At 43.3% G+C, this 24,470-nt stretch carries 19 protein-coding genes; 7 read left to right on the forward strand and 12 right to left on the reverse strand.

What is annotated here, in order from left to right:
• Positions 1 to 12 precede the first annotated feature (12 nt).
• The gene (gene hldE, locus ACM0P2_RS14100) at positions 13 to 1,443 is read right to left on the reverse strand and encodes a bifunctional D-glycero-beta-D-manno-heptose-7-phosphate kinase/D-glycero-beta-D-manno-heptose 1-phosphate adenylyltransferase HldE (RefSeq protein ID WP_159120099.1); all 1,431 of its coding nucleotides are present in this window, start codon (positions 1,441 to 1,443) and stop codon (positions 13 to 15) included.
• Positions 1,444 to 1,474: 31 nt separating this feature from the next.
• On the opposite strand from hldE, the gene ACM0P2_RS14105 reads away from it, so the two are divergent.
• Positions 1,475 to 1,822, forward strand: a complete 348-nt coding sequence (locus tag ACM0P2_RS14105; RefSeq protein ID WP_105931577.1) for a GIY-YIG nuclease family protein — start codon at positions 1,475 to 1,477, stop codon at positions 1,820 to 1,822.
• An 88-nt stretch (positions 1,823 to 1,910) separates the two neighbouring features.
• Here the strand turns inward: ACM0P2_RS14105 and ACM0P2_RS14110 are convergent, their stop codons facing one another.
• The gene (locus ACM0P2_RS14110) at positions 1,911 to 2,816 is read right to left on the reverse strand and encodes a DUF350 domain-containing protein (protein ID WP_159120100.1); all 906 of its coding nucleotides are present in this window, start codon (positions 2,814 to 2,816) and stop codon (positions 1,911 to 1,913) included.
• Positions 2,817 to 3,103: 287 nt separating this feature from the next.
• Here ACM0P2_RS14110 and glnE point away from each other — a divergent pair, with 287 nt between their 5' ends.
• Positions 3,104 to 6,127, forward strand: a complete 3,024-nt coding sequence (glnE, locus tag ACM0P2_RS14115) for a bifunctional [glutamate--ammonia ligase]-adenylyl-L-tyrosine phosphorylase/[glutamate--ammonia-ligase] adenylyltransferase (protein ID WP_419226714.1) — start codon at positions 3,104 to 3,106, stop codon at positions 6,125 to 6,127.
• A 184-nt stretch (positions 6,128 to 6,311) separates the two neighbouring features.
• On the opposite strand, the gene ACM0P2_RS14120 is transcribed toward glnE, so the two are convergent.
• The 4 genes from ACM0P2_RS14120 to ACM0P2_RS14135 form a co-directional block, all read right to left on the reverse strand.
• Positions 6,312 to 6,929, reverse strand: coding sequence for a TcpQ domain-containing protein (locus tag ACM0P2_RS14120; RefSeq protein ID WP_105931574.1), 618 nt, complete (start codon positions 6,927 to 6,929; stop codon positions 6,312 to 6,314).
• A 183-nt stretch (positions 6,930 to 7,112) separates the two neighbouring features.
• Positions 7,113 to 8,048 carry an LpxL/LpxP family Kdo(2)-lipid IV(A) lauroyl/palmitoleoyl acyltransferase gene (lpxL, locus tag ACM0P2_RS14125; protein ID WP_159120102.1) on the reverse strand — a complete coding sequence of 312 codons (936 nt, stop codon included), beginning with the start codon at positions 8,046 to 8,048 and terminating at the stop codon, positions 7,113 to 7,115.
• Between the two features lie 161 nt (positions 8,049 to 8,209).
• Complete coding sequence (locus ACM0P2_RS14130) at positions 8,210 to 8,467, reverse strand: DUF3081 family protein (RefSeq protein WP_105931572.1); 258 nt, start codon at positions 8,465 to 8,467, stop codon at positions 8,210 to 8,212.
• A gap of 220 nt (positions 8,468 to 8,687) precedes the next feature.
• The gene (locus tag ACM0P2_RS14135; RefSeq protein ID WP_159120103.1) at positions 8,688 to 9,248 is read right to left on the reverse strand and encodes an outer membrane beta-barrel protein; all 561 of its coding nucleotides are present in this window, start codon (positions 9,246 to 9,248) and stop codon (positions 8,688 to 8,690) included.
• Between the two features lie 315 nt (positions 9,249 to 9,563).
• Here ACM0P2_RS14135 and ACM0P2_RS14140 point away from each other — a divergent pair, with 315 nt between their 5' ends.
• Positions 9,564 to 11,813: an acyl-CoA dehydrogenase gene (locus tag ACM0P2_RS14140; RefSeq protein ID WP_159120104.1), complete on the forward strand. Its 2,250-nt coding sequence runs from the start codon at positions 9,564 to 9,566 to the stop codon at positions 11,811 to 11,813.
• 137 nt (positions 11,814 to 11,950) lie between these two features.
• Positions 11,951 to 12,679, forward strand: coding sequence for a hypothetical protein (locus tag ACM0P2_RS14145; RefSeq protein WP_236547206.1), 729 nt, complete (start codon positions 11,951 to 11,953; stop codon positions 12,677 to 12,679).
• 78 nt (positions 12,680 to 12,757) lie between these two features.
• Here the strand turns inward: ACM0P2_RS14145 and ACM0P2_RS14150 are convergent, their stop codons facing one another.
• Complete coding sequence (locus ACM0P2_RS14150) at positions 12,758 to 15,268, reverse strand: TonB-dependent receptor (protein ID WP_419226715.1); 2,511 nt, start codon at positions 15,266 to 15,268, stop codon at positions 12,758 to 12,760.
• Positions 15,269 to 15,726: 458 nt separating this feature from the next.
• Here ACM0P2_RS14150 and ACM0P2_RS14155 point away from each other — a divergent pair, with 458 nt between their 5' ends.
• Both ACM0P2_RS14155 and ACM0P2_RS14160 read left to right on the forward strand, forming a co-directional pair.
• Complete coding sequence (locus ACM0P2_RS14155; RefSeq protein ID WP_159120106.1) at positions 15,727 to 17,745, forward strand: putative bifunctional diguanylate cyclase/phosphodiesterase; 2,019 nt, start codon at positions 15,727 to 15,729, stop codon at positions 17,743 to 17,745.
• 5 nt (positions 17,746 to 17,750) lie between these two features.
• Positions 17,751 to 18,338, forward strand: coding sequence for a thymidine kinase (locus ACM0P2_RS14160; RefSeq protein ID WP_105931565.1), 588 nt, complete (start codon positions 17,751 to 17,753; stop codon positions 18,336 to 18,338).
• 404 nt (positions 18,339 to 18,742) lie between these two features.
• Here the strand turns inward: ACM0P2_RS14160 and ACM0P2_RS14165 are convergent, their stop codons facing one another.
• Together ACM0P2_RS14165 and upp are read right to left on the reverse strand one after the other, a co-directional pair.
• The gene (locus tag ACM0P2_RS14165) at positions 18,743 to 19,768 is read right to left on the reverse strand and encodes a LacI family DNA-binding transcriptional regulator (protein WP_159120107.1); all 1,026 of its coding nucleotides are present in this window, start codon (positions 19,766 to 19,768) and stop codon (positions 18,743 to 18,745) included.
• 185 nt (positions 19,769 to 19,953) lie between these two features.
• A complete protein-coding gene (upp, locus tag ACM0P2_RS14170) occupies positions 19,954 to 20,583 on the reverse strand; it encodes a uracil phosphoribosyltransferase (protein ID WP_105931563.1) in 630 nt (209 codons plus the stop codon).
• A 347-nt stretch (positions 20,584 to 20,930) separates the two neighbouring features.
• Here upp and ACM0P2_RS14175 point away from each other — a divergent pair, with 347 nt between their 5' ends.
• Entirely contained in the window at positions 20,931 to 22,214 is a 1,284-nt protein-coding gene (locus ACM0P2_RS14175) for a pectin acetylesterase-family hydrolase (protein ID WP_159120108.1), read from the forward strand.
• Positions 22,215 to 22,296: 82 nt separating this feature from the next.
• Here ACM0P2_RS14175 and ACM0P2_RS14180 read toward each other — a convergent pair whose 3' ends face one another.
• The 3 genes from ACM0P2_RS14180 to ACM0P2_RS14190 all read right to left on the reverse strand — a co-directional run bounded on the left by ACM0P2_RS14180 (position 22,297) and on the right by ACM0P2_RS14190 (position 24,463).
• Positions 22,297 to 22,518, reverse strand: a complete 222-nt coding sequence (locus tag ACM0P2_RS14180) for an XRE family transcriptional regulator (RefSeq protein WP_159120109.1) — start codon at positions 22,516 to 22,518, stop codon at positions 22,297 to 22,299.
• Positions 22,519 to 22,902: 384 nt separating this feature from the next.
• A complete protein-coding gene (locus ACM0P2_RS14185) occupies positions 22,903 to 23,448 on the reverse strand; it encodes a WbuC family cupin fold metalloprotein (protein ID WP_419226716.1) in 546 nt (181 codons plus the stop codon).
• Positions 23,449 to 23,557: 109 nt separating this feature from the next.
• Positions 23,558 to 24,463, reverse strand: coding sequence for a hypothetical protein (locus ACM0P2_RS14190; RefSeq protein ID WP_159120110.1), 906 nt, complete (start codon positions 24,461 to 24,463; stop codon positions 23,558 to 23,560).
• Positions 24,464 to 24,470 lie beyond the last annotated feature (7 nt).

Below are 24,470 nucleotides of genomic sequence, written 5' to 3' on the forward strand. Positions count from 1 at the left end.
AAACCTTGAATGCTATCGCAGCTTATTTTGCGTGATGCGTTCTATAATACCCGTGGTAGACACACCATCTTCAAAGGTAAGCACCTTAACTTCACCGCCATTAGCCACAACTTCTTTGCCACCCGCAATGTCTTCAACCTTGTAGTCACCGCCTTTAACGAGCACATCGGGTAACAATCGGGCGATAACGCGCTGTGGCGTATCTTCTTCAAAAGGTACAACCCAGTCGACAGCGCTTAGGCCTGCTAGTACTGCCATACGTCGGCTTACGTTATTTACCGGGCGGCCAGGTCCCTTTAATTTAGTGACAGACGCATCGGTATTGACCGCTACAATTAATCGGTCGCCAAGCTGCGCAGCCTCTTCTAAATAGGCAACGTGGCCAGAGTGCAGAATATCAAAACAGCCGTTTGTCATTACCACTTTCTCGCCTCGTGATTTCGCTGCTTTTAGCGCAATCTCCAGCTGGTCTTCTGTCATTACACCGCCGTCCAGATGAACTGACTGTTCGCCTAACGCTAATGCTAGCTCGGTGTTAGTGACGGTAGAGGTACCTAACTTTCCAACCACGACACTTGCGGCTAAGTTAGCAAGCACACAAGCAGCTTGAAGTGGCAAGTTACAAGCCAAGGCAACAGCGAGCGTTGAGACAACTGTATCCCCTGCCCCAGTTACGTCGTACACCTCTTTCGCTTTTGCCGGTAAATGAAACTCGGTGTTGTCGCCGTCAAACAACGTCATACCATCTTCGGAGCGAGTTACCAAAAGCGCGCTTAAATTCAATGTTTCTTTTAATGATTGTGCTTTTTCCACTAGCACCTGTTCACTGCCTATCTCGCCGACAATGCCGCGAAGCTCGTCCATATTTGGGGTAACTAGCGCAGCACCAGCGTATTTTCCAAAGTCACTGCCTTTAGGGTCGACTACCACACGTTTATTTTTGCTGCGTGCCTTTTCAATAAGCTTGGCGGGGTTGCTCAAACACCCTTTAGCATAATCGCTCAAAATGACGATATCAGCTTCGTCTAGCGCTTTATCAAAAGCCAATTCCAATTCTGATTTATCAGCGTGTTCAAAGCTTTTTTCAAAATCCAAACGCAGAAGCTGTTGATTTCTGCTCATAACGCGAAGCTTGGTGATGGTATCGAAACCCTCTACCTCAAAAAACTGACACTGTATGTTGTGAGTTTCTAAACGCTCTCTGAGAATATTCGCATTTTCGTCTTTACCGCACATGCCCAGCAAAGTTACTTCAGCCCCAAGAGTTGCCACGTTTACTGCAACGTTTGCAGCACCACCAGCTCGGTCTTCAGAACTATTAACGTTCACCACTGGCACTGGTGCTTCGGGAGATATACGCCCTGTACCACCGCTCCAATAGCGGTCTAACATTAGGTCGCCAACAATAAGCACTTTCGCTTTGCTAAAATCTGGTAATATCATGCTGAGAATAACTTTGTAGATTTTAAAAACATTGGCACAGAGTATAACAGCCAAGAACGGCAATACCCACCAAGGATGTACAAATAACCCGTGGTATCTTTACCTTATAGAGAACAAGCTAGGGCAAATTTATACGGGGATCACGACCGACCCTAAGCGACGCATCGCACAACACAGGGGCGAACTTAAAGGTGGCGCCAAGGCGCTTAAAGGTAAGTCGCCGCTGAGCTTTAAAGCGGTATTTGAAGTAGCAGATAAAATACATGCAGCCCAGCTTGAATATGCCGTGAAGCAAATGAGCCGCCCACAAAAAGACGGCATTATCAAAAAAGGGCAGCTCAACGATTTAGCGTGCGTAAAGGCAAAGTTCGAAGATTGAAATGTGCCGTCAAGTTGAGCCCTACACGTTCTTAGTTGTTTAAAAACGATACGCGCACAACTCTAGCCGATAAGAACTTAAAAGCTTTCTAACCGCCTAAAACACCGTTTATGATCATGGCGTTACCAATACTTAGCGTAAAACCAAGGGCAGCCACACCCACATTGTGCTGATGATCCACCTCTTGCCGGATATTCATGCCAAAAAGAATTATTTTCTTACTCGCCAGTACCAGCAAATGAAGTGCTATCGCTAGCCCTACACTTACAATTAACCAGCCTGTTACATTGCTCACATAACCCGATGGATTGTAAATAAGCAGGTTCTTTGCTGCCGACACTATCATAGCAGTACCAAGAAGGTTGCCGCTATGCTCGATAGCGAGTGCTAACTGCCCTTTTTCAAGCGCGCCTTGAAACGAGTCATTTTGGTTATCGCGGGCATACCTGAATTCTAAAATTCGCGTCATCACCAGCAGCATGGTAAGCACCACGGTAAAACCAGTAACAATCGCAATCAGTGCATTCATGTCACTGCCATCAACCCAAATCATAATATTGCGCAACACAATGGCACTTGCTACCAAGCTCGCCGCATCAACGAGTGCTACACTTACACTTCGTTCGGCAATCATTGCATGCGTGTCTACCTTATTAAGCACCAGCTTGTCGTGAGCAAAGCGCCCGAATTTTACGAGTATGATCCCAACTATACCGAACGTCACCATACCTATCGCCGCTTCTTGGTATCCCATACCAATATGACGCCCAACCACTGAACTTAACACAATACATAAAGACAGCATGCCACCCGCGATACTGATACCGAAAGCAAAGTTATCTTTAACGCCTAACTCTTCTGTAACTGAATATTTTCTAAATGCACCAGTTAACCACTTCATGATCATCAGAAGTACTAACGCTATCGCCACATCCATGGCCAAATAAATGAGTAGCTCTTGTGTCAGGGGTACTAGTTTTACTAAGGCTTCCACGTTATCTTTGCTCCTTGTACATAGAAGGTTCTATATTTATGTATTCAATTAGTGTTGTAAAAACAATAACATCTAAATGAACCACTTCCATCTATTACAAACTTGTACAATGATGGGAAAGAACTTGTTCCGATTTATTTTAATTGGGACTTGGTTGAATCAGGTGTTGACGCTAGCAACTTCAATTACGCCCAAGCCTTTAATACTTGCGCTATCGAATGAGTTTCAACACCAAAACGCGAGCTTTTTCCTAAAGACCGGAATATTATCAAAAAGATGCGAGCATTATGCCAACAGATAACGAAAATAGCATGACAAACGTAGAACAAGCAGAGAAATTCTGGCAGCAATTGTTAACAGCACCATCGTTGACGGCAGATGATAAAAACCTTGCAGTACAACACAGTGAATTATTAAAACTCGCGTTTTCTCGCTCTGCATTTTTGGCAGAAACGCTTATCCAGAAACCAAGCTTCTTATCACATGTCATTGGTGTCCAATCCCTAAAACCCAAAACACCTCAAAAAAACCAAACACAAAATACAAGTGAACAAGATGACGCGCTGCCAGTAGACCTTAATGAAGTGCAGCAAAACGCTCCGCCACAACCTTATGTAGATAGCGATGCACAACATATCTCATCTGAATATAAATCGGTGTTGAAAGGCAAACTCTCCAATGTTTCAAACGAAGACGATTTGCTCAAAGTGCTTCGCGAGTATCGCAACCAAGAAATGGCGCGTATTACGTTTCTCGATACATTAAATAAACAGACTATTGAAAGTTCGCTAATACAAGTCTCAGCATTGGCTGATGTGTTGATTACCCAAGCATACCAATGGATTTATTATCATTTAGCCATTCGCTATGGAAAGCCACAAAGCGGTAACCAAGATATGCACATGTATATCTTGGGCATGGGTAAATTAGGCGGGAAGGAGCTGAACTTTTCTTCTGATATCGACCTAATTTTTGCTTATCCTGAGAAAGGTGAAACGCAAGGCGGCCGTAAGAGCTTAGAGAACCAGCAATTTTTTACCAAGGTTGCGCAAAAACTTATCCAGGCGCTCAATAAGGTAACCAACGACGGTCAAGTATACCGTGTGGACATGCGCCTTCGCCCCTTTGGTGATTCCGGCCCGCTGGTTATGCACTTTGCTGCACTTGAAGATTACTATCAAGATCAAGGCCGTCACTGGGAACGTTTTGCCATGGTGAAGGCACGAATTATTAACGATGATAATTCACAAAACGCAGTGTGGCTGCAAAGTATTCTTCACCCTTTCACTTTCAGACGATACCTTGATTTCACTACGCTTGACGCGCTTCGCAACATGAAGAAGTTGATTGCCACCGAAATTCGTCGCCGCCGTTTAAATAACAACATTAAGCTAGGTGCAGGTGGTATCAGAGAAGTTGAGTTTTTCGCGCAAAGCTTTCAGCTTATTCACGGTGGAAGAGAGCCCGCCTTACAGAGTAAATCACTGCTTCGCACTTTAACTGCGTTAAGTGAACTCGGCATTGTAGAAAGTAACGTTACCGAACAGTTGAAACACGATTATCTTTTTTTGAGAAAAGTGGAGCATACACTTCAGCAAAGCCAGGACCGTCAAACTCAAACCTTACCAGAAGCACCATGGCAGCAGAGCGCCCTTACCGAGGTAATGGGATATAATACATACGCTGAATTTCTTAAGCAGCTCGACGCTACTATGGCACGTATACATGGCCACTTTAATGAGCTGGTGGAAGAATCTCACGAAACCCACTCAGATGAAGACCAGTTATTTACCGCCTGCCAAGACGCCTGGCGCCTTCCTCTACAAGAAGACGAGTTTGCAGAGACGTTTAGCGATTATTTATCGGCGGCGGACAGCAGCGGTATTTACATCGCGCTTAAGACCTTTAAAGACAAGCAGCGAAACTATCGTATAGGTCAAAAAGGGGAAGATACGTTAAACAAATTGCTTCCTGAGATTCTATACGTACTTATTAATCAACACCCGAATCATGCAGCGCAAGTTCTCAACCGGTTACTGGGCGTTATTGAAGCTATCACTGGGCGCACAACCTACCTCGACCTTCTTCTCGAAAATCCTGATGTGCTTAAACAACTGGTTAAACTATGTGAGCGCAGTGACTGGATTGCGCAAGAAATTAAACGTTTTCCGCTGCTGCTAGATGAATTACTTACCCCTCTATATTTAGGGCAACAGAATACCGACATTCATACCAGTAAGAAGGAATATCAGCTTGAGCTTCGAGAGACCATGCTCCGCATAGAGCAAGACGATGTGGAAATGCTAATGGACGGTCTTCGCCAGTTTAAGCTCTGTCAACAGCTTCGCATTGCAGCCAGCGACATTAGCGACTCGCTCCCTATAAATAATGTAAGTGATAAGCTTACCGTTTTAGCCGAAGTTATCCTTGAGCACGCCGTAAATGCAGCTTGGATGCAGATGCGTGAGCGCTACGGCGTTCCTTCACATTTGGAAGGTAACGAGAAAGGCTTTGCTGTTATAGGATATGGCAAGCTCGGCGGTTATGAATTGGGCTATGGTTCTGACTTAGACTTGGTGTTTTTGCATAACGCACCTCGTGGTATCAGTACCGACGGTAAAAAATCTCTGGAAGCTCAGCAGTTTTATATAAAGCTAGCTCAACGCATTATGCACCTGCTCAACACAAAGACATTATTTGGGCAGCTTTATGAAACCGATTTACGCTTGCGACCATCTGGAAATGCAGGGCTGCTTTGCTGTCATGTTGACGGATTTGAAAAATATCAGACAGAAGAAGCATGGACTTGGGAGCACCAAGCATTGGTTCGCGCTCGCGCTATTTGCGGTGACGTTGAACTATTAGAAGATTTCAATCGCGTAAGAAGCACGATATTAACCCAAAAAAGAGACAAACAAGCGCTGGCGACAGATGTGTGTAAGATGCGCCTAAAAATGCGTGAACATTTACTTGCTAAAAACAACGAAAAAGTTGACTTAAAACAGTGCGTAGGCGGAATTACTGACATCGAATTTATGGCGCAATACTTCGTACTTGCGAATGCGCAGTCGGTGGAAAGTATGACAACGTATCCAGATAATCTGCGTATTTTTGATAGCGCAGTCCAAGGCAATATTATTTCTGCTGAGACTGCTACGAAGCTGCAACGGGCGTACTTAAAACTGCGGGAGCAATATCATCACCTCACGCTTGCAGATACAAAATATGCAGACCAAAGCGAAGAGTTAGACGCAATACGCGAGGAAGTCACACGCCATTGGGACAGCCTTTTCGGCAAATGCAGTGAGTAAGTCAGTGAATAAAAGGTTTGCGACTAATCGGTATTTTAAGAGCGGCGTTTATTAAGCTACGTTATAAACGCCAAGTCGTTTCACACTTGGAGACTTCTACGGGTTCTTGATCAAGAGCGGTTAAGGTTAGAATAACTATCCGTCGTATTAACCTTTTACCTTAGGTCTTTTGGTCTTTTAGACCTTAGGCCCTCAGCAGTCGACAATTCTTAGAAAGAAAATCCGTTTCTTCTGCAGTAACAACCAGAGAGCGCTGTTCAGCACATAAGTAAGCTTTCACTTCGCCTTCAAAGCTACTGTCGATAGCACTAGCGATTTTTGCTAACGAGCCGGAAACCGTATTATCGAGCTGAAACTGATATTTAATAACAAAATCTTGCTCTAAATTCCAAATTACCTGCATGCCTTCAGCCTGGGCATATTGGGAAATAGCTTCGCGTAGAGTATTGCCTTCTCTAAACGCACGATTTTTGTATTCGCCTGTCCAGTTTTTCTCCACCGGACGGGTTTGACTAGACATTTTGGCTAACTTGCTATCTAAATTCGCATCCACACCGGCGATATCAATAACGAAATCACCCTGCTCTTCTTCTTTCGGATCGGTGGCAGACATACGAAAATCCCGATAGAACTCGCTCAGCCCTTTTGACACTGATTTCTCTTCTTTCTGCGAAGCGGGCGCCGGCGCTTGTTCATTCGTTTGTAAAATATATATAAGAACACCTGCAGCAATAACGAGGACCACCGCAATACCGATTTGTTTAGCCCAAAATGACGAGCTTGAATAACTTGTTTGTCCCATAACCTACCAATCTGTTCCCGCAAAGTCCTCTAGCGCATTAGAACATGTGCATAAACTCACACCTTCTGATTATTAGTTTAGTCTACCAACAACGGGTAATTCCATTATCCTATTTATCTATTTTTACCAGCTTTTGATAACCTTTGACCGCTCGGGGCGCGTCAACGTTCGCTTTCAAACAATCTACAGTGATTTATACAGAGATTCAGGATTATTTTCGGGCCTAGTTTTAAAACGCTTATGCATCCAAAGATAACTCTCTGGCTGCTCTTTTACTGCGGCGTCAACGTGCTGGTTAAGCAAGGTTAATGCTTCTGTATCATTCATCTCACCCAGTTGAGATAGCGGTGGATAAATTTTTATTTTATAGCCGCGCTTGGTGTATTGAGACGTTATGATCATAGGCTCTGAATGACTGCGCCTAATAAACATAAGCGTTGCCGTGGTGGTTGCCGTGTCTTTTACCCCACCAAAAGGCACAAAAATACTTTGTTTTGGGCCGTAATCTTGGTCCGGCAGGTATAAACACAGTTCTTTATCGTCCAGTGCTGCAAGCAGAGCTTTCGCATTGCGTTTATCAATCATGTATTTGTTCGAACGGTTGCGCCCGTGATACTGAAGATAATCAACCAGAGGATTATTGTGTTTACGATAAAACGCGATACTCGGGTGAAAAAAACCAATGCCCCGACAAGCAAACTCCAAGTTCATGTTGTGAAGCGCCATGCCAAAAACCCCTTTCCCATTGGCAAAGGCAGCTTCTACGTGTTCGGTTCCTTCTATTTCGATTGCGCGCTTTACGCGCCAGCTCGGCCACCACCATCCCATGGCCGTTTCGAATAAAGCCATACCGGTACGACGAATATTTTCTCTGTATAGCTTTTCAACTTCACGTTCAGACAATGACGGGTTCCAAAGGGCAAGATTTCGTTTCGCAACTTTGGCGCGTTTAGGCACGATTAACGCAATAAGCCTACCCGTAACACCGCCAATAACGCGGATGACAGGAAGCGGTAACCACGTTATCGCATATAAAATGAATACGCCTAGCCACACAGGCCAAAACTTTGGACCTAAAAATGCCAGTTTGAACTTAGGTGCTTTGATTGCCGCCGCCAATGTTTATTTTCCTTGAAATGAATTGGTCGGCATTGTAGCAGAAGGTTTTTTCCGGGGCTAATAACGGTATACAGCCAGTGAAGGCAATATGAAAGGGCAGTCTGAGAATATAATGGCGATGCACTGGTCATCGCCTTTATTTACTGTTCGGCTGTATGCACTTAATACTCTTTATCGATTTCTTTCAGCTTTTTCTCAAATGACTCATATTGGTCTTTTGAGTCATAGTCGAAGTGATACTGGTTATGAAAACCAAACTGCAACTTAACATGCACGTCTTCGATATAAAGCGTGTAGCCATCGTGGTCTGTAAAAGCAGTAATACCGTTGAGCTTATACTGCTCATTTTCTTTAGCGCCGTGTTGACGAATTTTATCGAAAACCTGAAGTAAGAACTTGCTGTCTAATTCGTTTTTCATTGTAAATCCATAGTGGTGAATTTACTTGTTTTTACACGAGCTAGCGGTTTTTGGATTTGTCTGATTATTACAGTCACCGAAACAGCAATCACTCTCTGGGAGAGTAAACGTTAATTTAACGGTTATTTATCCCTCAATTTACCTTAGAGGTCGTGTTGAAACACAGACGACAGCAAGTTCTTATTAAGCATGTATTCTAGAATAGTAGATGTGACAGTATTTAAAAATTATATCTAAATCCTAGGTTTACTATGTGCGCTGAGAAATCATCTTTTCCGCCAAAATAGGTATACTCGACGCGAACCATAGATTGAAGTCCAACATAATAATCAAACCCTAACCCAGCCAGACCAGCAACAATACTGTCGTCGTACCCACAAATAACGTCGTCTGCACCACAGGCCGAACCATTTATCGAAACATGTTCTATATCTATGTTTGCCACACCTAACTTGTAATAAAGTTCACCCTTTTGGCTACTAGCTTTGCCTAACAAAGCAACGTAAGGGCCTCTGCTAGATATCGATTGCTCGTCGTTATCAGCATCAATTAAAGAGATATACCCACCTTCTATATACCATTGACGGTGGAAGCGATAGCCTATAGCAGCTGAATAGCTAATGTCTGCTTCATTGTCTATTTCTGTATCAACGTTTCCGTACCCAATGTTCGCCACAGCGTAACCCGTAACGTCTGCACTCGCTAAATTCGAATACATTAAGGCTGCAATTGCTGCGCTTCCAAAAAAGAGTTTAACGAATGGTTGTGAAAATCTGCGCATTTTTATGACATCTCCTTGTTAAAGTGGGCTAACTATAAAAGACAATGCACTGAAATAAAATGCGCAACAGCAACTAAAATAGGCGTGCAAGGCTACCGACGTTAGTGAAAACACAGATGCCAACATTGCCATGCGCTCATTTTTTAAACATTAAAAACACGCAATGTTAATAGATTTTACATCTCATTCGTAAAAAAGACGTCTCAAAATTACGCCAAAACATTGAAATTTAGATGTTTTTAACAATATTTGATCTTTTTCAAATAAGGTGTAGTATAAAACCATACAACTGGTCAGATGAGCGGATGAGTTACTATGAGTATCAGAACTAGCTTAAAAAAAGTTTTACCCCCAATTTCAGTTACAGAACAAGAAGCCCTAGATGCGGGTGATGTTTGGATTGAATCGTCTATCTATCAAGGCAAGCCTGACATGCAGGCATTGCGCGACATTCCTCAGGCTAAACTGAGTGCTGAAGAGCAAGCGTTTATGGATGGGCCAGTAGCAGAGCTATTGGCTATGATTGACGACTTCGACTTAGGCAACGGTAAGCACATCCCTCAGGAAATGTTAGATTTCTTGGGCAAAAACCGTTTCTTCTCTATGATCATTCCAAAGAAATTTGGTGGTCTTGAATTTAGCCCATATGCAAACTCGACTATTGTTGCAACAATTGCAGCGAAAAGTGGTGCGATTGCTGTAACTGTTATGGTTCCTAACTCGTTAGGCCCTGGCGAGTTACTCATGCATTACGGTACTAGCGAGCAACAAGATTATTGGCTACCTCGCTTGGCTGACGGCCGCGATATCCCTTGTTTCGCGCTTACTAGCCCAGAGGCAGGTTCAGATGCAGGTGCAATCCCTGACGCAGCGATCGTTACCAAAGGCGAGTACAACGGTGAAGAAGTGCTTGGTCTACGCGTAAGCTGGGACAAGCGTTACATTACACTTGCACCAATTGCGACAGTACTTGGTCTTGCATTTAAAGTATTCGATCCAGACCAACTACTTGGCGACAAGTTAGAACTAGGTATTACTTGTGCCTTGTTACCTAAGTCACACCCTGGCGTTGAGCTTGGAAATCGTCACGACCCAATGGGCGTGCGTTTCTATAACGGTACTACCCGTGGCCAAGACGTATTTATCCCAATGGACTTCATCATTGGTGGCCAAAAGAACATCGGTCGCGGCTGGCAGATGCTTGTTAGCTGTCTAGGTGCGGGACGTGGTATCTCACTTCCAGCTATGGGTGTTGCGACAGCACAATCTGCGTTTAAAGGTACGGTTGAGTATTCATTTGTTCGGGAGCAATTTGGTCTTCCAATTGGTCGCTTCGAAGGTATTCAAGAGAAAATGGCAGACATCGCTGGAAAGACGTTCTTACTAGAAGCGATGCGCGTATTAACTACCGAAGGTTTAGGTTTAGGTGTTAAGCCATCAGTAGTAACAGCTATTGCTAAGTATCACATGACCGAGCTAGGCCGTGATGTAATGAACTCTGCTATGGATATCCAAGCGGGTAAAGCAATTCAGCGCGGACCTCAGAATACACTTGCGGGTGGTTATGCTGCACTTCCTATTGCAATTACGGTAGAAGGTGCAAACATCCTTACTCGTAACCTGATGATTTTCGGTCAAGGTGCAATGCGTTGCCACCCTTACCTTAAAGATATGGTTGACTTAATTCACAGCAACGAAAGTTCAGCGGATGCAGAATTCAACAAAGTTCTTCGTAAGACTGTGGGCTTCAGCGTTAAAAATGCATTCCGCAGCTTGGGTAAAGGCTACCTTCCTTTCCTACGTGAAAGTGAGTCTGCACTACCTGAAGTACGTAAATATGAGAAGCGTGTTAACAGCATCTCTGCAAAACTAGCGCCGCTTGCCGACCTTTCACTTGCGGTTCTGGGTGGAGACCTGAAGAAGGCCGAACTTCTTTCAGCGCGCCTTGGCGACGTAATGAGCTACCTATATGGCGCAATGGCAGCAATTCGTTTCTACGAGCAGCGCATTGAAGACAGAAAACTAGCTCTACCGTATTTCGAGTACGCGATGCAGTGGTCTTTACAGCAAGCGGATCAGGCAATTGTCAACTTTATTAACAATTTCCCGAACACTGCTACACGCGGTCTGATGCGCCTGCTTACTAATACCTACACAAACAGTGTCGCAGGTATTAGTGACGACTTGGTGCGCGAGCTTTCAATTGCGTCAATGCAGGATAATAGCGTTAAAGAGCAGCTTACCCATCTTGTACGTGTTATCCCTGGTGATGGCAACGACATCAACGAGCAAGCATTTAAAGCTAAGCACGCTGTTGCACACCTGTTAGGCAAAGTGCAAAAAGCACTGCGCAAGGAGCCTGTAGTGCCGTTTATTTCTTTTGAGCATGCACTTAACAAGCTACAAGAAAAAGGCGTAGTAACAGCTGACGAAGCAGCGAAGCTTCATGATTACAATGAGAAGCGCAAGTTAGCAGTTCGTGTAGACGAATACACATTCGATTTAGAATTGCTACCAGCTTCACAAACGCTAAAAGCGATTGACGGTGGTCAAAACGCCGCATAAGTATTGAGTTTTTTAGCTTACTAAATTAAAGCCCTGTCAGTCGATGGGGCTTTTTTGTGTTATTTGCCATTTCTTTTCATTGTTCATTTTGTGCTCTACCATTAAGGGATTAGGGTAATCGCTGAAAGGATCGCGCAGTGAAAAGAACGTGTAAGTTTCTCGCTTCAAGCGCTAAGAAGATCTTTCCTATTTTTATTACACTTCTAGTTATTACGCTTCTAGTCTCACCATTAAAAGTCGTTGCGGAACACGATGATTCGCATTTTGTAATTGGTGAATTAAATCATCCGCGCGTAAACAATTTTTATAAACCTCTTATTGAGCGCGCATATCGCAGTATTGGAATTGAAGTGACCTTCGAAAAGGTTGGAGGGGAGCGCGGCCTGCGGCTTTTAAATCAAGGTATGACGGATGCAGACGTCGTTCGTTTTGACGTTGTTGCTCAGCCTGATAACAATATCGTGATTGTTCCTCCCGCGCTTTCTCATGGCGCATCTTTTCTGCTGTGCATCAGGGGAGCGAAATGTAGTAAGGATGTTATTGAAGATCCTGACAACGCCATAGCAGCTACTACACGTTTTTTCTTTAATATGGGTAAGCAATCCCGTGCGTTAAAAGCCAATATCTTTGAATTTGACGACTTTCATCATGTTATTGATCTGCTGCTCGGCGGACGCTTTGATTACGCGATTATGCCAAGCGATCATACTGAGGAAGACTTTTTCAGACGTTCAGGAATAGAGTTTATTCCCCTCGTCGAACATGATGTCGTGCATGTAATACACAAAAAGCATAGTCACTTAGTTGACGATTTATCAGAAGCTATTGCAAAGCAGCTCGCACTTTTAGACCAGCAACAAAACTAAAAAAAACGCCCACTTCGAAAAGTGGGCGTTTCAATACTGTGTATACTCTAACGTGCTTCCACGTTAAAACACTCGTTATTAGTCAAACATATACTTTAGAGAAAGTACTGTTGTACGACCGTTCAGAGGACGTGCACGTACATAGCTACCTACTGCAGCAGAACCTTCTTCTGATTCAGTAATGATAAACTCATCAGTCGCATTGTTCATGTTAAGTGACACTGAGAACTGGTCGTTTACCCAATAGGTAGCAAATAAGTTTACAAGCGTGTAGCCATCTTGCTTCAGGTCATTATTGTCTTGTACGAAGTACTCAGTAGAGCCTTGTAGTGAAGCACCAACAGACCATGTGTCGGTAACGTACTCTGGGGTAATAGTCCAGATCCAATCCGCTTGACGGCGAGGCGTGTTACCAACCAATGCAGCGTTGTTAACGTCATCGCTAATTTCGGCATCTGTCCACGTTAAGTTACCAGATATGACGAAGTTATCCGTTGCATTCCAGCGACCTTCAAGTTCAAGACCTGTCGCTTCGTACTCACGCATAAACGTAAGACCGCTAGTTACCTCTGCTTGTGTATCTTCAGTAACGGTGTCGAACAAAGTTGCGTTAACCATTAGGTCTTTTGTACCGTACTTATAACCGATTTCAAACTGCTTAGTAGTGTCATAACCTGAGGTAGTGCTTGTTAAGCTACCGTCAGCATTCAACGTACCACCGATCTGAAGTAGACGGTCAGCAATGGCACGGCCACCTTTTGAGTAGCGGGCAAAAAACGTTTGGCTATCAGTAAGCAGGTATGAACCACCGATAGAGTAAGACGTGTTGTTAGCGCTGTAATCTACGATTTGAGACGCTGCACCGGCACGGTTTAGATTAATCACACCACCTCTGATGAAACCACTGTTTGTAGCAGACGCATCTTCGATTTGCTCGATAACGCCGTTACCGTTTAAGTCAAAATCAGTATTACCGCCACAGCAAGAGCTGATTAGTTCACCAGACGCTTCAGTAGTGTCATGACGTACAGACGCATCAATAAGAATGTTGTCAGACAGTTCAAAACCGATGTTCATGTATGGCGCTTTAGTAACGTAGTTAAGATCCCATTCCCAAGAAAGGAAGCTTGGAGAAAGCAAGCCATTCGACACTAGCTCAACACCGTCACCATCTGTGATAGTTAATAGCTGAGAGTTGTCGCCATCAAGCGTTTGAATAAATGTCTGCCAGCTAGACCAGCTTGTTGCGATGTCTTGGTTTGAGTAGTAGTAACCTACTGTTAGGTCGATACCGTTATCAAACTCTTTACGCAAGCTGAAATCGTTGATCATGTTGCCAAGGTCATTGATTCGCGTATCAAATTGTAAGTTAGTGAACGCTTGACCTGTATAAACTTCACCAGCACCTGGACCATTGGCTAAAGTAACCGTTGTACTGTCACAGTTTAGTGCATTGCCATCACCGTCTGTTGCGCCAGCGCAAAGTGCTGAAGCAAAGTTTGAAACATCACCTGGGCCTGCTGGGAAACCATCCGTGAATGGTGCGATAAAACCGCCAGAAATGTCTGAGATCCGGAACTTGTTAAGTAAAAACAGGTTTTCTGCTACTTCTAAATCAACTTCTACACCGAAAGAGCTAACTTTAGACTCGATACCGTCACGTACGTCGCGGTTTTCAGGGTTTCCGAAGCTGTCAAAAGTAGAAATGTTTGTGTTATACGCAGAATTCAGCGCTTGTGAACTTGCATCATAGCCAGGTACCGGGCCGTACTCACCATCACCTTTTACAAGCACTGGTGAAGGAAGATATGTTGATACCTTGTCATCCAAATTTTTGTAGTGGAAACGGATGTGGCCGTTATCTAGCATTTTAGTAATGTTAAATTTAACCTGACCGCCTTGATCGCCATTGTAACCAGTTTCACGAGGACCTTCACCGCCACGAGCGAAACCTGCAATGTGATAAAAAAGGTCATCAGTGATTTCGCCACCGTAGCGGAAATCTAAACGGAACTCTTCATAGTCAACACCGAATGATGTACCGATAGCACCACCACCCACTTCACCCGTGTTGCTGATCATGTTGATAACACCGCCAGGCGAGTTACTTGCAAACGTTGATGCTGAACCACCACGTACTGCTTCTACATTCGCCACTGACCAATCGTAACGTAGGAAGTTATCTGCGTTACCAAAGTTAATGTCACCATATTCTAGTACTGGTAAACCGTCTTCATGAAGCTGAAGAAACTTAGAGCCGCCTGTCGCTAGCGGAATACCACGAATTGTAATGTTTGCGTTACCGCCACCACCTGATGATTCAGCACGAATACCCGGCAAAGCTCGGAATACTTCAGCTGTTGAGCGAGGCGCTAGCTTAAGAATATCTTCTTCATCAAAAGCGCTAACTGAAACACTCGCTTCCTGCATTGTTGCGCCACCTGGCGCTGCAGTAACAACGATTTGCTCAAACTTCTCTTTAGATTTTGCTTCAGTCTCTGGTGTCGCAGATTCTTGAGCGAAAGCCGTGCCAGAAAGTGCTGTACAAACGGCTAGTGTTAGTGCGTTGAGTGTGTGATGTTTTTTCATATTTTCTCCGGTAATGTGTTGGAGTTGTTAAATCCTAAGTAGCCGCTACCCTAACTACTAGGGTTGGTGGCAACACAAACATACTTAATCGATTAAGAATGTATAACAAAAAATCAACATTGTAAACAACCTGTGAAAAAAATTACTTCGAAAGTATTACCTGACCTTTCAAAAGTGTTAATACTTAGGTTCCTTGTCGTTAAACACAAAGGACAAATACGACTGTAAAAAACTAAATATCGATTAAGAAAGGCAAAGCAATTTGAACAGCAAGAAAAGCAAATTGATTAATGATTTCATTCAAAATCTACCAAACCGATAGCATGATTATTGTTCTTTGCTAAATTAAAATGTAGTGTAAAAATTCGAAAAACACCCAGGAAGAAACAATATAGTTTGTTAGTTTGGGTTTCATCGGACGCGCTTAACGGCATCAAATTATTAGAAGGTTTTTCTCGTTGAATATAGATCAAGAGTCAATATCGCAAATTGAGATAGAGCGAGATACAACTGATATGCTCATTGGCAACAGTTTCATTGGTTTTCTGATGACTATGTTTGCTTTTTCTGGTTTATTGTTTTTCTTCGAAAATGACTCTCCTTCAATATTTGCTCAGAAATTTCAGGTTTGGATGGTAATGATGGGCGTGTTGATAGCACGTCTTTTGGATGCCATTTACTGGCGTATTAAACTTGTAAGCACTAACTACAACCCTAGACCAGTTTTGATAAGGTTCTCAATTGGCTTGTTTACAACAGGGAGTATTTGGGGGCTTTACTCTATTTTGTTCTATCCAACCATGGCAACCGTTGAGCTTGCAGCAACCATGGTGGTGCTTTCAGCCATGTCTGGAGGAGCTGGAACCGTTCTATCACCCAATAAATACCTTGTTGGCTTTTACACGACTGCGCTTCTTATTCCTATGTCTTTATGCGCTATCTTAGATGAAAGTGGCGAGTTTTTTGTTTTAGGTGTGCTCGGGGTTGTATTTTGGTTTGGTATGTTTACTAGTGCATTTCGCTACCACAAGTTTTTTATCAACACCTTATACATCAAGGCTAAAAATAATAAGCTAGTGGAGCAAATGAAAATAGAGAGAAATGAAACAGAGAAAGTAAACCAACTGCTTATCGCTTCAAACCAAAAGCTAGATGCTTCTAATTTAAATCTGGAAGCAGAGGTCGAGCGAAGAACCGCTGAATTATATCGTCTTTCGAACAGAGATCCTCTTACAGATCTGCCCAACAGAAATGGCTTCTTAAAGCATTTAAACAATCTTTTAGATACAACGCGCGCCCTTGATAACTCCCTTGCGGTTCTGTTTATCGACTTGGACGGCTTCAAACAAGTGAATGACAGCCTTGGACATAAGATTGGCGATATTGTACTGGCCGAAATTGCTAAAAGACTTCGTAACTACACAGAAGATAATCACTTGGGCCGCTGGGGGGGAGATGAGTTCGTCGCTGTCATACCCTACGCGAATATTGATACGGCCAAAGCCGTCGCGCACGCCATGCGAAGTGGGGTCACTATTCCTATCCTTGCGGATGACAACCAAATTACCCTAGATGCCACCATAGGTATTGCAATGTTTCCTTCGCACGGTGATGCTGCTCTTGACCTAATTCAACACGCCGATCTAACCATGTACGACCAGAAGCGTAAACAGCGTGGGTCAGTCAGCGTCTTCAATGAAGCCCTCCATGCTGAAATAAAGATTGAGCAAAAACAATGTGAAAGGCTTCGCACAGCCATCGAAAACGGTGAATTGAGCGTTTTCTATCAGCCAATTATTGATGTGAATACGAATACCGTGTTCACTGTTGAAGCGCTGTTAAGGTGGAAGTGTGAAGACGACTATATTTCCCCCGCCGTGTTTATTCCACTTGCAGAAAGAAGTGGCTTAATGCCTGAAATCGGAGCATGGGTATTAAACAGAGCCCTAATTGACCTGTCTCACTGGTCGTTTGGTAACGAAATATCCATGTCAGTAAACGTGTCAGTAGCGCAAATGTTAGACGACGGTTTCTCCAAAATTTTAGACAGTGCGCTTAAATCGACACAAATAGCCCCAACGCAACTGCACCTAGAAATTACTGAAAGTGTATTTGCGATAGATAAAAAACTTATAGGCGAAAGAGTAAGTGAACTGGTTGATAGAAACGTGAAAATATCTATTGATGACTTCGGAACCGGCTACTCCTCACTAAGCAGACTCCAGTCGATCCCGTTCGACTTTATCAAGATTGACCGCTCTTTTATACAGAATAGAACTGAGGAGAGTGATACCATAATAAGGGCAACCATATTAATGGCAAAAGAGTTTGGCTGTAAAACTATTGCAGAAGGCATTGAAACTGCAGAACAAAAAGCACATGTTTCAGCGCTCGGTGCAGACTACTTGCAAGGTTTTTATTATGCGAAACCTATGGATGCTAATAACCTTATTTCTTGGTACAACGAAAATTATTAATCACCATGGCTCAACTTTATTTTTACTATTCTGCGATGAATGCAGGAAAATCAACCTCTCTTCTTCAATCAGCCTATAATTATCGCGAGCGAGGCATGCACTCTATTATTTACACTGCGGCCCTTGATGACCGCTATGGTGTGGGTAAAGTTACCTCAAGAATTGGATTGCAAGCAGACGCTAAGCTCTACAACAAAGAAGATGATTTATTCTTATCAATACGCCAAGACTGCGAAGAACGAAAGCCTGACTGTGTATTCATCGACGAAGCCCAATTTCTTACTAAAACGCAGGCTCGGCAGCTGGTTGAAGTGGTAGACGAATTGGACGTTCCGGTGCTTGCCTATGGCTTACGAACGGACTTTCTGGGAGAAACCTTTGAAGGCAGTCACTATCTGCTCGCATGGGCCGACAAGCTTTTCGAGCTTAAAACAGTGTGCCACTGCGGCAGGAAAGCTAACTTCGTAGTTAGGCTCGATGAAAATGGAAACGCGGTTAAAAATGGAGACCAGGTACAGATTGGCGGAAATGACCGTTATGAATCAATGTGCCGAAAACACTTCAAAGCGCTTGTTTGGGATGAACAGGCTTAATTGGCCTAATGGGTTCTTAAAGTAAATTCACTGCAATTCAGGATCCGTCCATTAGCTCATTTAATAGCCTTTACACTCTCAATCTAAACCGTTTTGGTAATAGCAGCTTACCACTAGGTTTCTTGCGATACTGTTAACATTTTTTTTGAAACTCTATATCTTGATGTTTCTAAACACAGCTAAAAAAGAAGCATCTTAAATAATTAAGATGCTTTTACTTCTGAATTCACCCGCATCAATGTTGCATAGTTGTAAACAGAAAACCTTTAGCGATAAAAGGCAGGGAGCCTAGTCGACACAAATACTTATTTAAATTGTAATCGCTGTCTGGTCCTTCGTTTACTCAACACATTTGAAAATGCAGGCCCTTTCAAAGCACATTTTTTCACAGGCAAAGCGTTTTTCTAGACCGTTTCACCCAAACGTACTTCAAACGGCAGCGTATTTTTAGATTTAACATGGTCTAAAAGCGATTTTGCAGCTTCTACGCCCTTTTGAGAGCTAGATTGACATACCGTTGTTAAGCTTGGACGCGCCCTCTCGGCTTCTTCAATGCCGTCGAAACCGGTAATTTTTAATTCTTGTGGAACCTTGATGTCCATTTCAAGTGCCATATGCAACAGCTCTAACGCTATGATGTCACTCATGCAAAGGACAACGTTAGGTCTAGGAGAGCTAGTAAGCACTTCTTTTGCAGCTTGCCGCGCGAAGTGTCTATCACTTTCTGGTAGATGCCAAATGGCTTCGTTCGTTACGACCACATTTTTATCTTCAGCAGCCCTTAAATAGCCATCTAAACGTCGGTGAGCAATAGAGGTTTCAACATCAATAAGAGGGCTATCATAAATACGGCAGGTTGCAGGAGAGTCAATAAGTCGTAACCCTAGAATTGCGACTGCGTCGCCTTTACTTAAAGCATGACTCGCCACCTGATAAGCTGCTTCCTCATTATCAATATTGATTGAGGGCTTATTATCAATATCAAAATCGACCGTAACTACAGGCTTAGGTGAGGCAGCCAGTTCTCTAATAAGATTTACATTACGAGGTTGACCATAGCAGATAAATCCATCAACAAAGTCTACAACGTCAGCAATACTATTCGAGTCGCCTGCATAGAGAAGCAAGTGTTTACCACTTTCCTGTAACGCAGAGGAGGCACCCTTTATAAAGGTACTTGCTACAGGATCACTAACCATATAGGAAATGCTGTCTGCCAGTACTAAAGCCACAATATTTGAAGTACCTTTTCTAAGAATTTGGGCGGCTTTGTTTGGTCCGCTGTATCCAATTTTTTTGCATTGCGCCAGGATTTCTTCGCGCTTTGACTTAGATAATTGATCGGGACGATTGAAAGCATTTGAAATTGTCGCTGTCGAGACACCTATTTGCTCAGCAACGTCTTTAAGGGTTAGTTTTGTTTTGTTCATTAATTTTTAACTCATTTAACGAAGCTGAGTGCCCTACGCTAAAACAATGAAGGGCAGTCAGCGCGCACTTTGACTACCCTTCGATTGTAACACCTTCTTAAACGTTTAACTCAATAATTTTAACGTTTAAAAGATACCTGATTTAACAAACCTTTGAACAACTTAATGTTAAGTTCTTAATAATGTTATCGAGTTCCGAAGATTTTATCACCCGCGTCGCCTAGTCCCGGCAATATATAGCCCTTTTCATTTAATCGCTCATCGATAGCAGCGGTAAAAATATCAACGTCAGGGTGTGCTTCAACAACAGCCTTTATGCCCTCAGGAGCTGCAACAAGAAAAAGCCCCATAATTTTAGTGCAGCCTTTTTCCTTCAGCAGGTCAATAGTGGCAATGAGGGTTCCGCCGGTGGCAAGCATGGGATCAACAATAAGTGCAGTGCGCTCATCAATGTTTTTTACTACCTTGTCAAAATAAGCCACCGGTTGCAGCGTTTCTTCATCACGATAAAGCCCTACTACACTAATCTTGGCGTTCGGAATAAGTTTGAGTACACCTTCAAGCATTCCCAGACCTGCGCGAAGAATTGGCACAACCGTTATTTTCTTGCCTTTAATCTGTCTTACTTCAACATCGTCACCGGACCAACTCTTTATCGTTGCTCTTTCAGTAGGTAAGGTTCGTGTCGCTTCATAGGTCAGCAAGTTGCCTACTTCTGAAGCTAATTCGCGAAAATCTTTGCTGCTTATTTTAGCGTATCGCATAAGCCCGATTTTATGTGCGATAAGCGGGTGAGTAATTTCGTGAACGGCCATGTAAGACTCCTTGTAATCGATTTAACTATATTTTACCCCATGCGTATTTTAGTTAAAGCGATTGGTCATAAAAATATAGTGATTCTATACGTTAAAACGCCTTATGAAAGCTGGACAGCGACTGCAAATGCTTTAATCTTAGACTTCCCCAAAGGCCATTGTGCGACACCCAGCACTGTGCAAATGGTATTCTTGTATAACTTGCGCCGATTTATTTTGTTTATCACGGTGCGAATTGCCCCAACAAGAACTAGTGGAAGAGTTTAAGGAAGTTCATAACTCTTATCATGGCCTTGGGTAAGTTCTTTACTTTCACTCATATATTTTAATCACAAAAGGAATTGTTTATGCATTTTTACGCTAAACGTATTCGTTACTTTGCCGCACTTGCACTATGTTTCTTTGCGCATAATGCGCTTGCTCAATGGGAAAAAATTACGCCTGATAACGAGGTAGCTGTATCAATACCCGGTGGAGGTGAAAAAATTGCCTACCCATCATGCTCCCTTCCCGCTTTACCTGGGCCTGAAGGATTAGCGCCAAACCCATTTTCCTTTTACTTTGAGCAAGGTGAGAGCGAAAATATACTTATTTACTTTAATGGCGGGGGTGCCTGTTGGGATGATGCGACCTGTCTTGCTTCCATGCAGCTAGAATTTGACGATAATCCCATGTCGCGAGCGGCATACAATCCGTCTGCTGTAATTGAAAATACACCGTTTATTTCCGGCGGTATATTTGAAGATACCGAAGAAAATCCATTTCAATCGTGGTCAAAAGTTTTCATTCCATACTGCACCGGCGACTTACACCTAGGTTCTAAAGATACGCAATATGTTGACGAGCTTGGTATTGTTACTGGTGTACCTGGCGCTGAAGTCACTTTAAAACACCGTGGTCACGACAACGCTTTAGTTGTTATGCAGTGGATCAAAGATAAAATACGTAGTGCTGACCTTAAACCGAACAAGGTATTGCTCAGCGGTAGCAGCGCCGGTGGCTATGGTGCAATCTTCAATTTTCCTTACTTCCAATCATTGTTTGGCCGCACCAAAGTTGCACTCTTTGCGGATGCATCTCTTGGAGTCATTTCAAAGGGCTTTACGCAAACCGTATTAAATTATCAGGGTCCTTGGGGAATTGAAGATACGCTGCCAAGAAACTTTCAGTCGTTAATCGGAAACTTCAACCACCTAACCCTTAATAAGCAGGTGATGTTGCGTTTAGCGTATCAATATCCGTGGAATCGTTTCGCACAGTACTCTACAGGAACTGATATTGTTCAAATTCAGTTTTCTAAGATCTCCGATCAAGTATCACGAGGCAACTTAGATCCAACTACTTGGGGCGTAACAGAATCGGATTTAGGTTATATTCTTGGGTGGCAGATTCAAGCAAACGCTTCGATACACGCGCTGTCGGCACTTACTTGGAACTATCAGTTTTACCTAGGAGAAGGTACGTGTCATATGGTGCTTAACGATTTCTGTGAAGACAATGCTTTCCCAGTGTCCTCACCAAGCCCATTTTACAATGAACAAAGTGCGCGAGGTATTTCATTTAAGGAATGGCTCCACACGTTCGCCATGTCACGCCGCTTTAGAGAAAACAGCGTAGCCTATTACCAGTAGCTTTTTAACTGAAAATTTGCACTTAAATAAAAATGGCGGCTTCAACCAAACACAGGTAAACAGCGTCACTAATGAACTATCGCTACCCTACATGTAGGGTAGCGCCATCTGGCATAGTCACTTCAATCTTCATAGTACCGCCAACCGCTGCTAAATAAGCCGCAGCCCTCTGCAATGACACGTCTTGAATTCTCTTCGATTCTAATTTGCTTACGCCCGAAGCGGTCACTGATAACGCCATAGCTACCACCTCTTGTTTAACTCTATGTTGCTTTCTAATGTCACCTAATGTGATTTCTTTCATTGTTTTTTACCGAGAATTACGGGCATTAAAAAAGCCCAGATGGTGATACCTTCTGGGCTTTTGCAAAACGTTCTACCTGCAGTGCCCAGAAGCCAATACTTGCCCCTGAACACCGACGGTCAGGTGCAATCAGTAATTAAAATTATAAAAATAACCAGTTGAAACGTTTTGCATAATAATTCTCTTGTACAATGTGCTTATAACTGCGGTCTTTTGCCGCAACTATACGAAAACTGAGGCGTAGGTGTTTTTAACAAAAACAGTAGCCGCCCCTTGTGACTTATCCTTAACCATACCATGTCGTTAAGCAATAGCAACGACTTTCCAAAAAGGAAAGTATTTGTGTGCGTCGTTCACGCCTTTCATATTAATCTTAAAAAACATCTAAAGAACACCGACAAAGTCCCCTTCCTCGGCACGCTTTAGCGCATTCAAAAACTGTGGAACTAAATGACTTCCTTCCTCGGGCGACCAGGGTGCAAACCCCTTATCGTCTGTAGCCTTATAGGGGCCTTGTTTTACTTCCATAAAAACGACCGGGCTATGGCAGACTGTTGCATGCCAAACATTTGGAGGTATTTCCACACCGCTAGTTTCTCCGCCTGCTTTTAAGGTAATTCTTTCAACCAACTGTCCTTCACTCTCGTCATCAAAAAAGAGAATATCCAGCTCACCTTCAAGCACCATGAAAAACTCCCATTTGTGTGGTTGTATGTGCCGGTGAGGACGTACATAAGAGTCAGGCATCATGGCAATAAAAAGACGCTGGACGACATCTTGATATGTTTTGTGAACATTAAAGTGGGCACGGCGGCGTTCGTTAGTCTCAGCTTGGAATTTTAGCGTTTCAAACAGTGTTTTATCAAAGCGGGTTGCATTTGCATGGTGAGCATTGCTCTGATTTTTATTACTCATGATTATGTCTGACAATATCTTCCCCTTTGACTGCTTAAAAAAGCGAAAAGTGTTTGCGCAAAACCACTGCGCAAACACCAAAAACTATCGCCTAAGTTACTTTTGCAAAAAGAAAGTTGCAAGCTTAAAGGCGAGCTATCTCTACCCACCCTCCCTGAATAAACTTCACTTTTTTATCTTGGTGACAGAACACAGGAATTTTCCATTTTTCTTGTTCATCGTTGTCTAAACGACTATCTGGCCATGTATAAGCTGCTTGTGTAGAAAGCTTCACCCATTTAGCGTTAGAATCCACTGGCGAGCGACCAAGTTGTTTCCAGCCTTTACTTTGCGTGTTTGCCTCTACGCCCTTTGGACTAAATCTCAACATGGGCTCGTCGTATTCATCAAGCACTACCATGTGATGGTCGCCCTGATAACTTACCCTTATCGCTCGTTCAGGACCAGGAATTACCATAGCTGTCAGGTCTGCAATAGGCGCCGCGTTATTGTCTACCGTAACTAATGTGCGCTTACTCGGTGGCGTCAGTGATTTGAAATACCCAGAAAGGTCTTGGCGCTGGCCGTTTACCGCTAGCGCGATACTCCAGCGTTCTGCGTGTTCATCAGTTTTTTCCAACCGTTTGTCATACCAACCATAGTAATTTCGCTCACTAACTTGGGTCCATTTTGATTCGAGCTTTTGATCTGTTACCCACTCTGGCAAAGGTCTGGGCCCTGCGGTTTGCACTTTAAACCACATAGGGTGATCCCAGTTGGCATAAACTCCGCTTTTTGTGATGCGAATGAAAGGCTCATTGTCATCGCCAAGCACTTCTAATTTTCCCTCGCCCTCATATTGCACAAGTATTTCGTTTCCCAAAGGCGAACTTTGTATTTGAGACAAAATAGCGGCTTCGCTTTTACCCCGCTCATCAATAACAGGGAGCCACTCTCCGGCGACAACTGATGCTCCATGCGCGTAAACGTTTGAGGATATAACACAAGATGCTAGAAAAAATGCTAACACGGTAGTTAATGTCTTAATCATGATCACT

The sequence above is a fragment of the Alteromonas sp. OM2203 genome, assembly GCF_048517045.1.
Lineage (GTDB): Bacteria > Pseudomonadota > Gammaproteobacteria > Enterobacterales > Alteromonadaceae > Alteromonas > Alteromonas gracilis.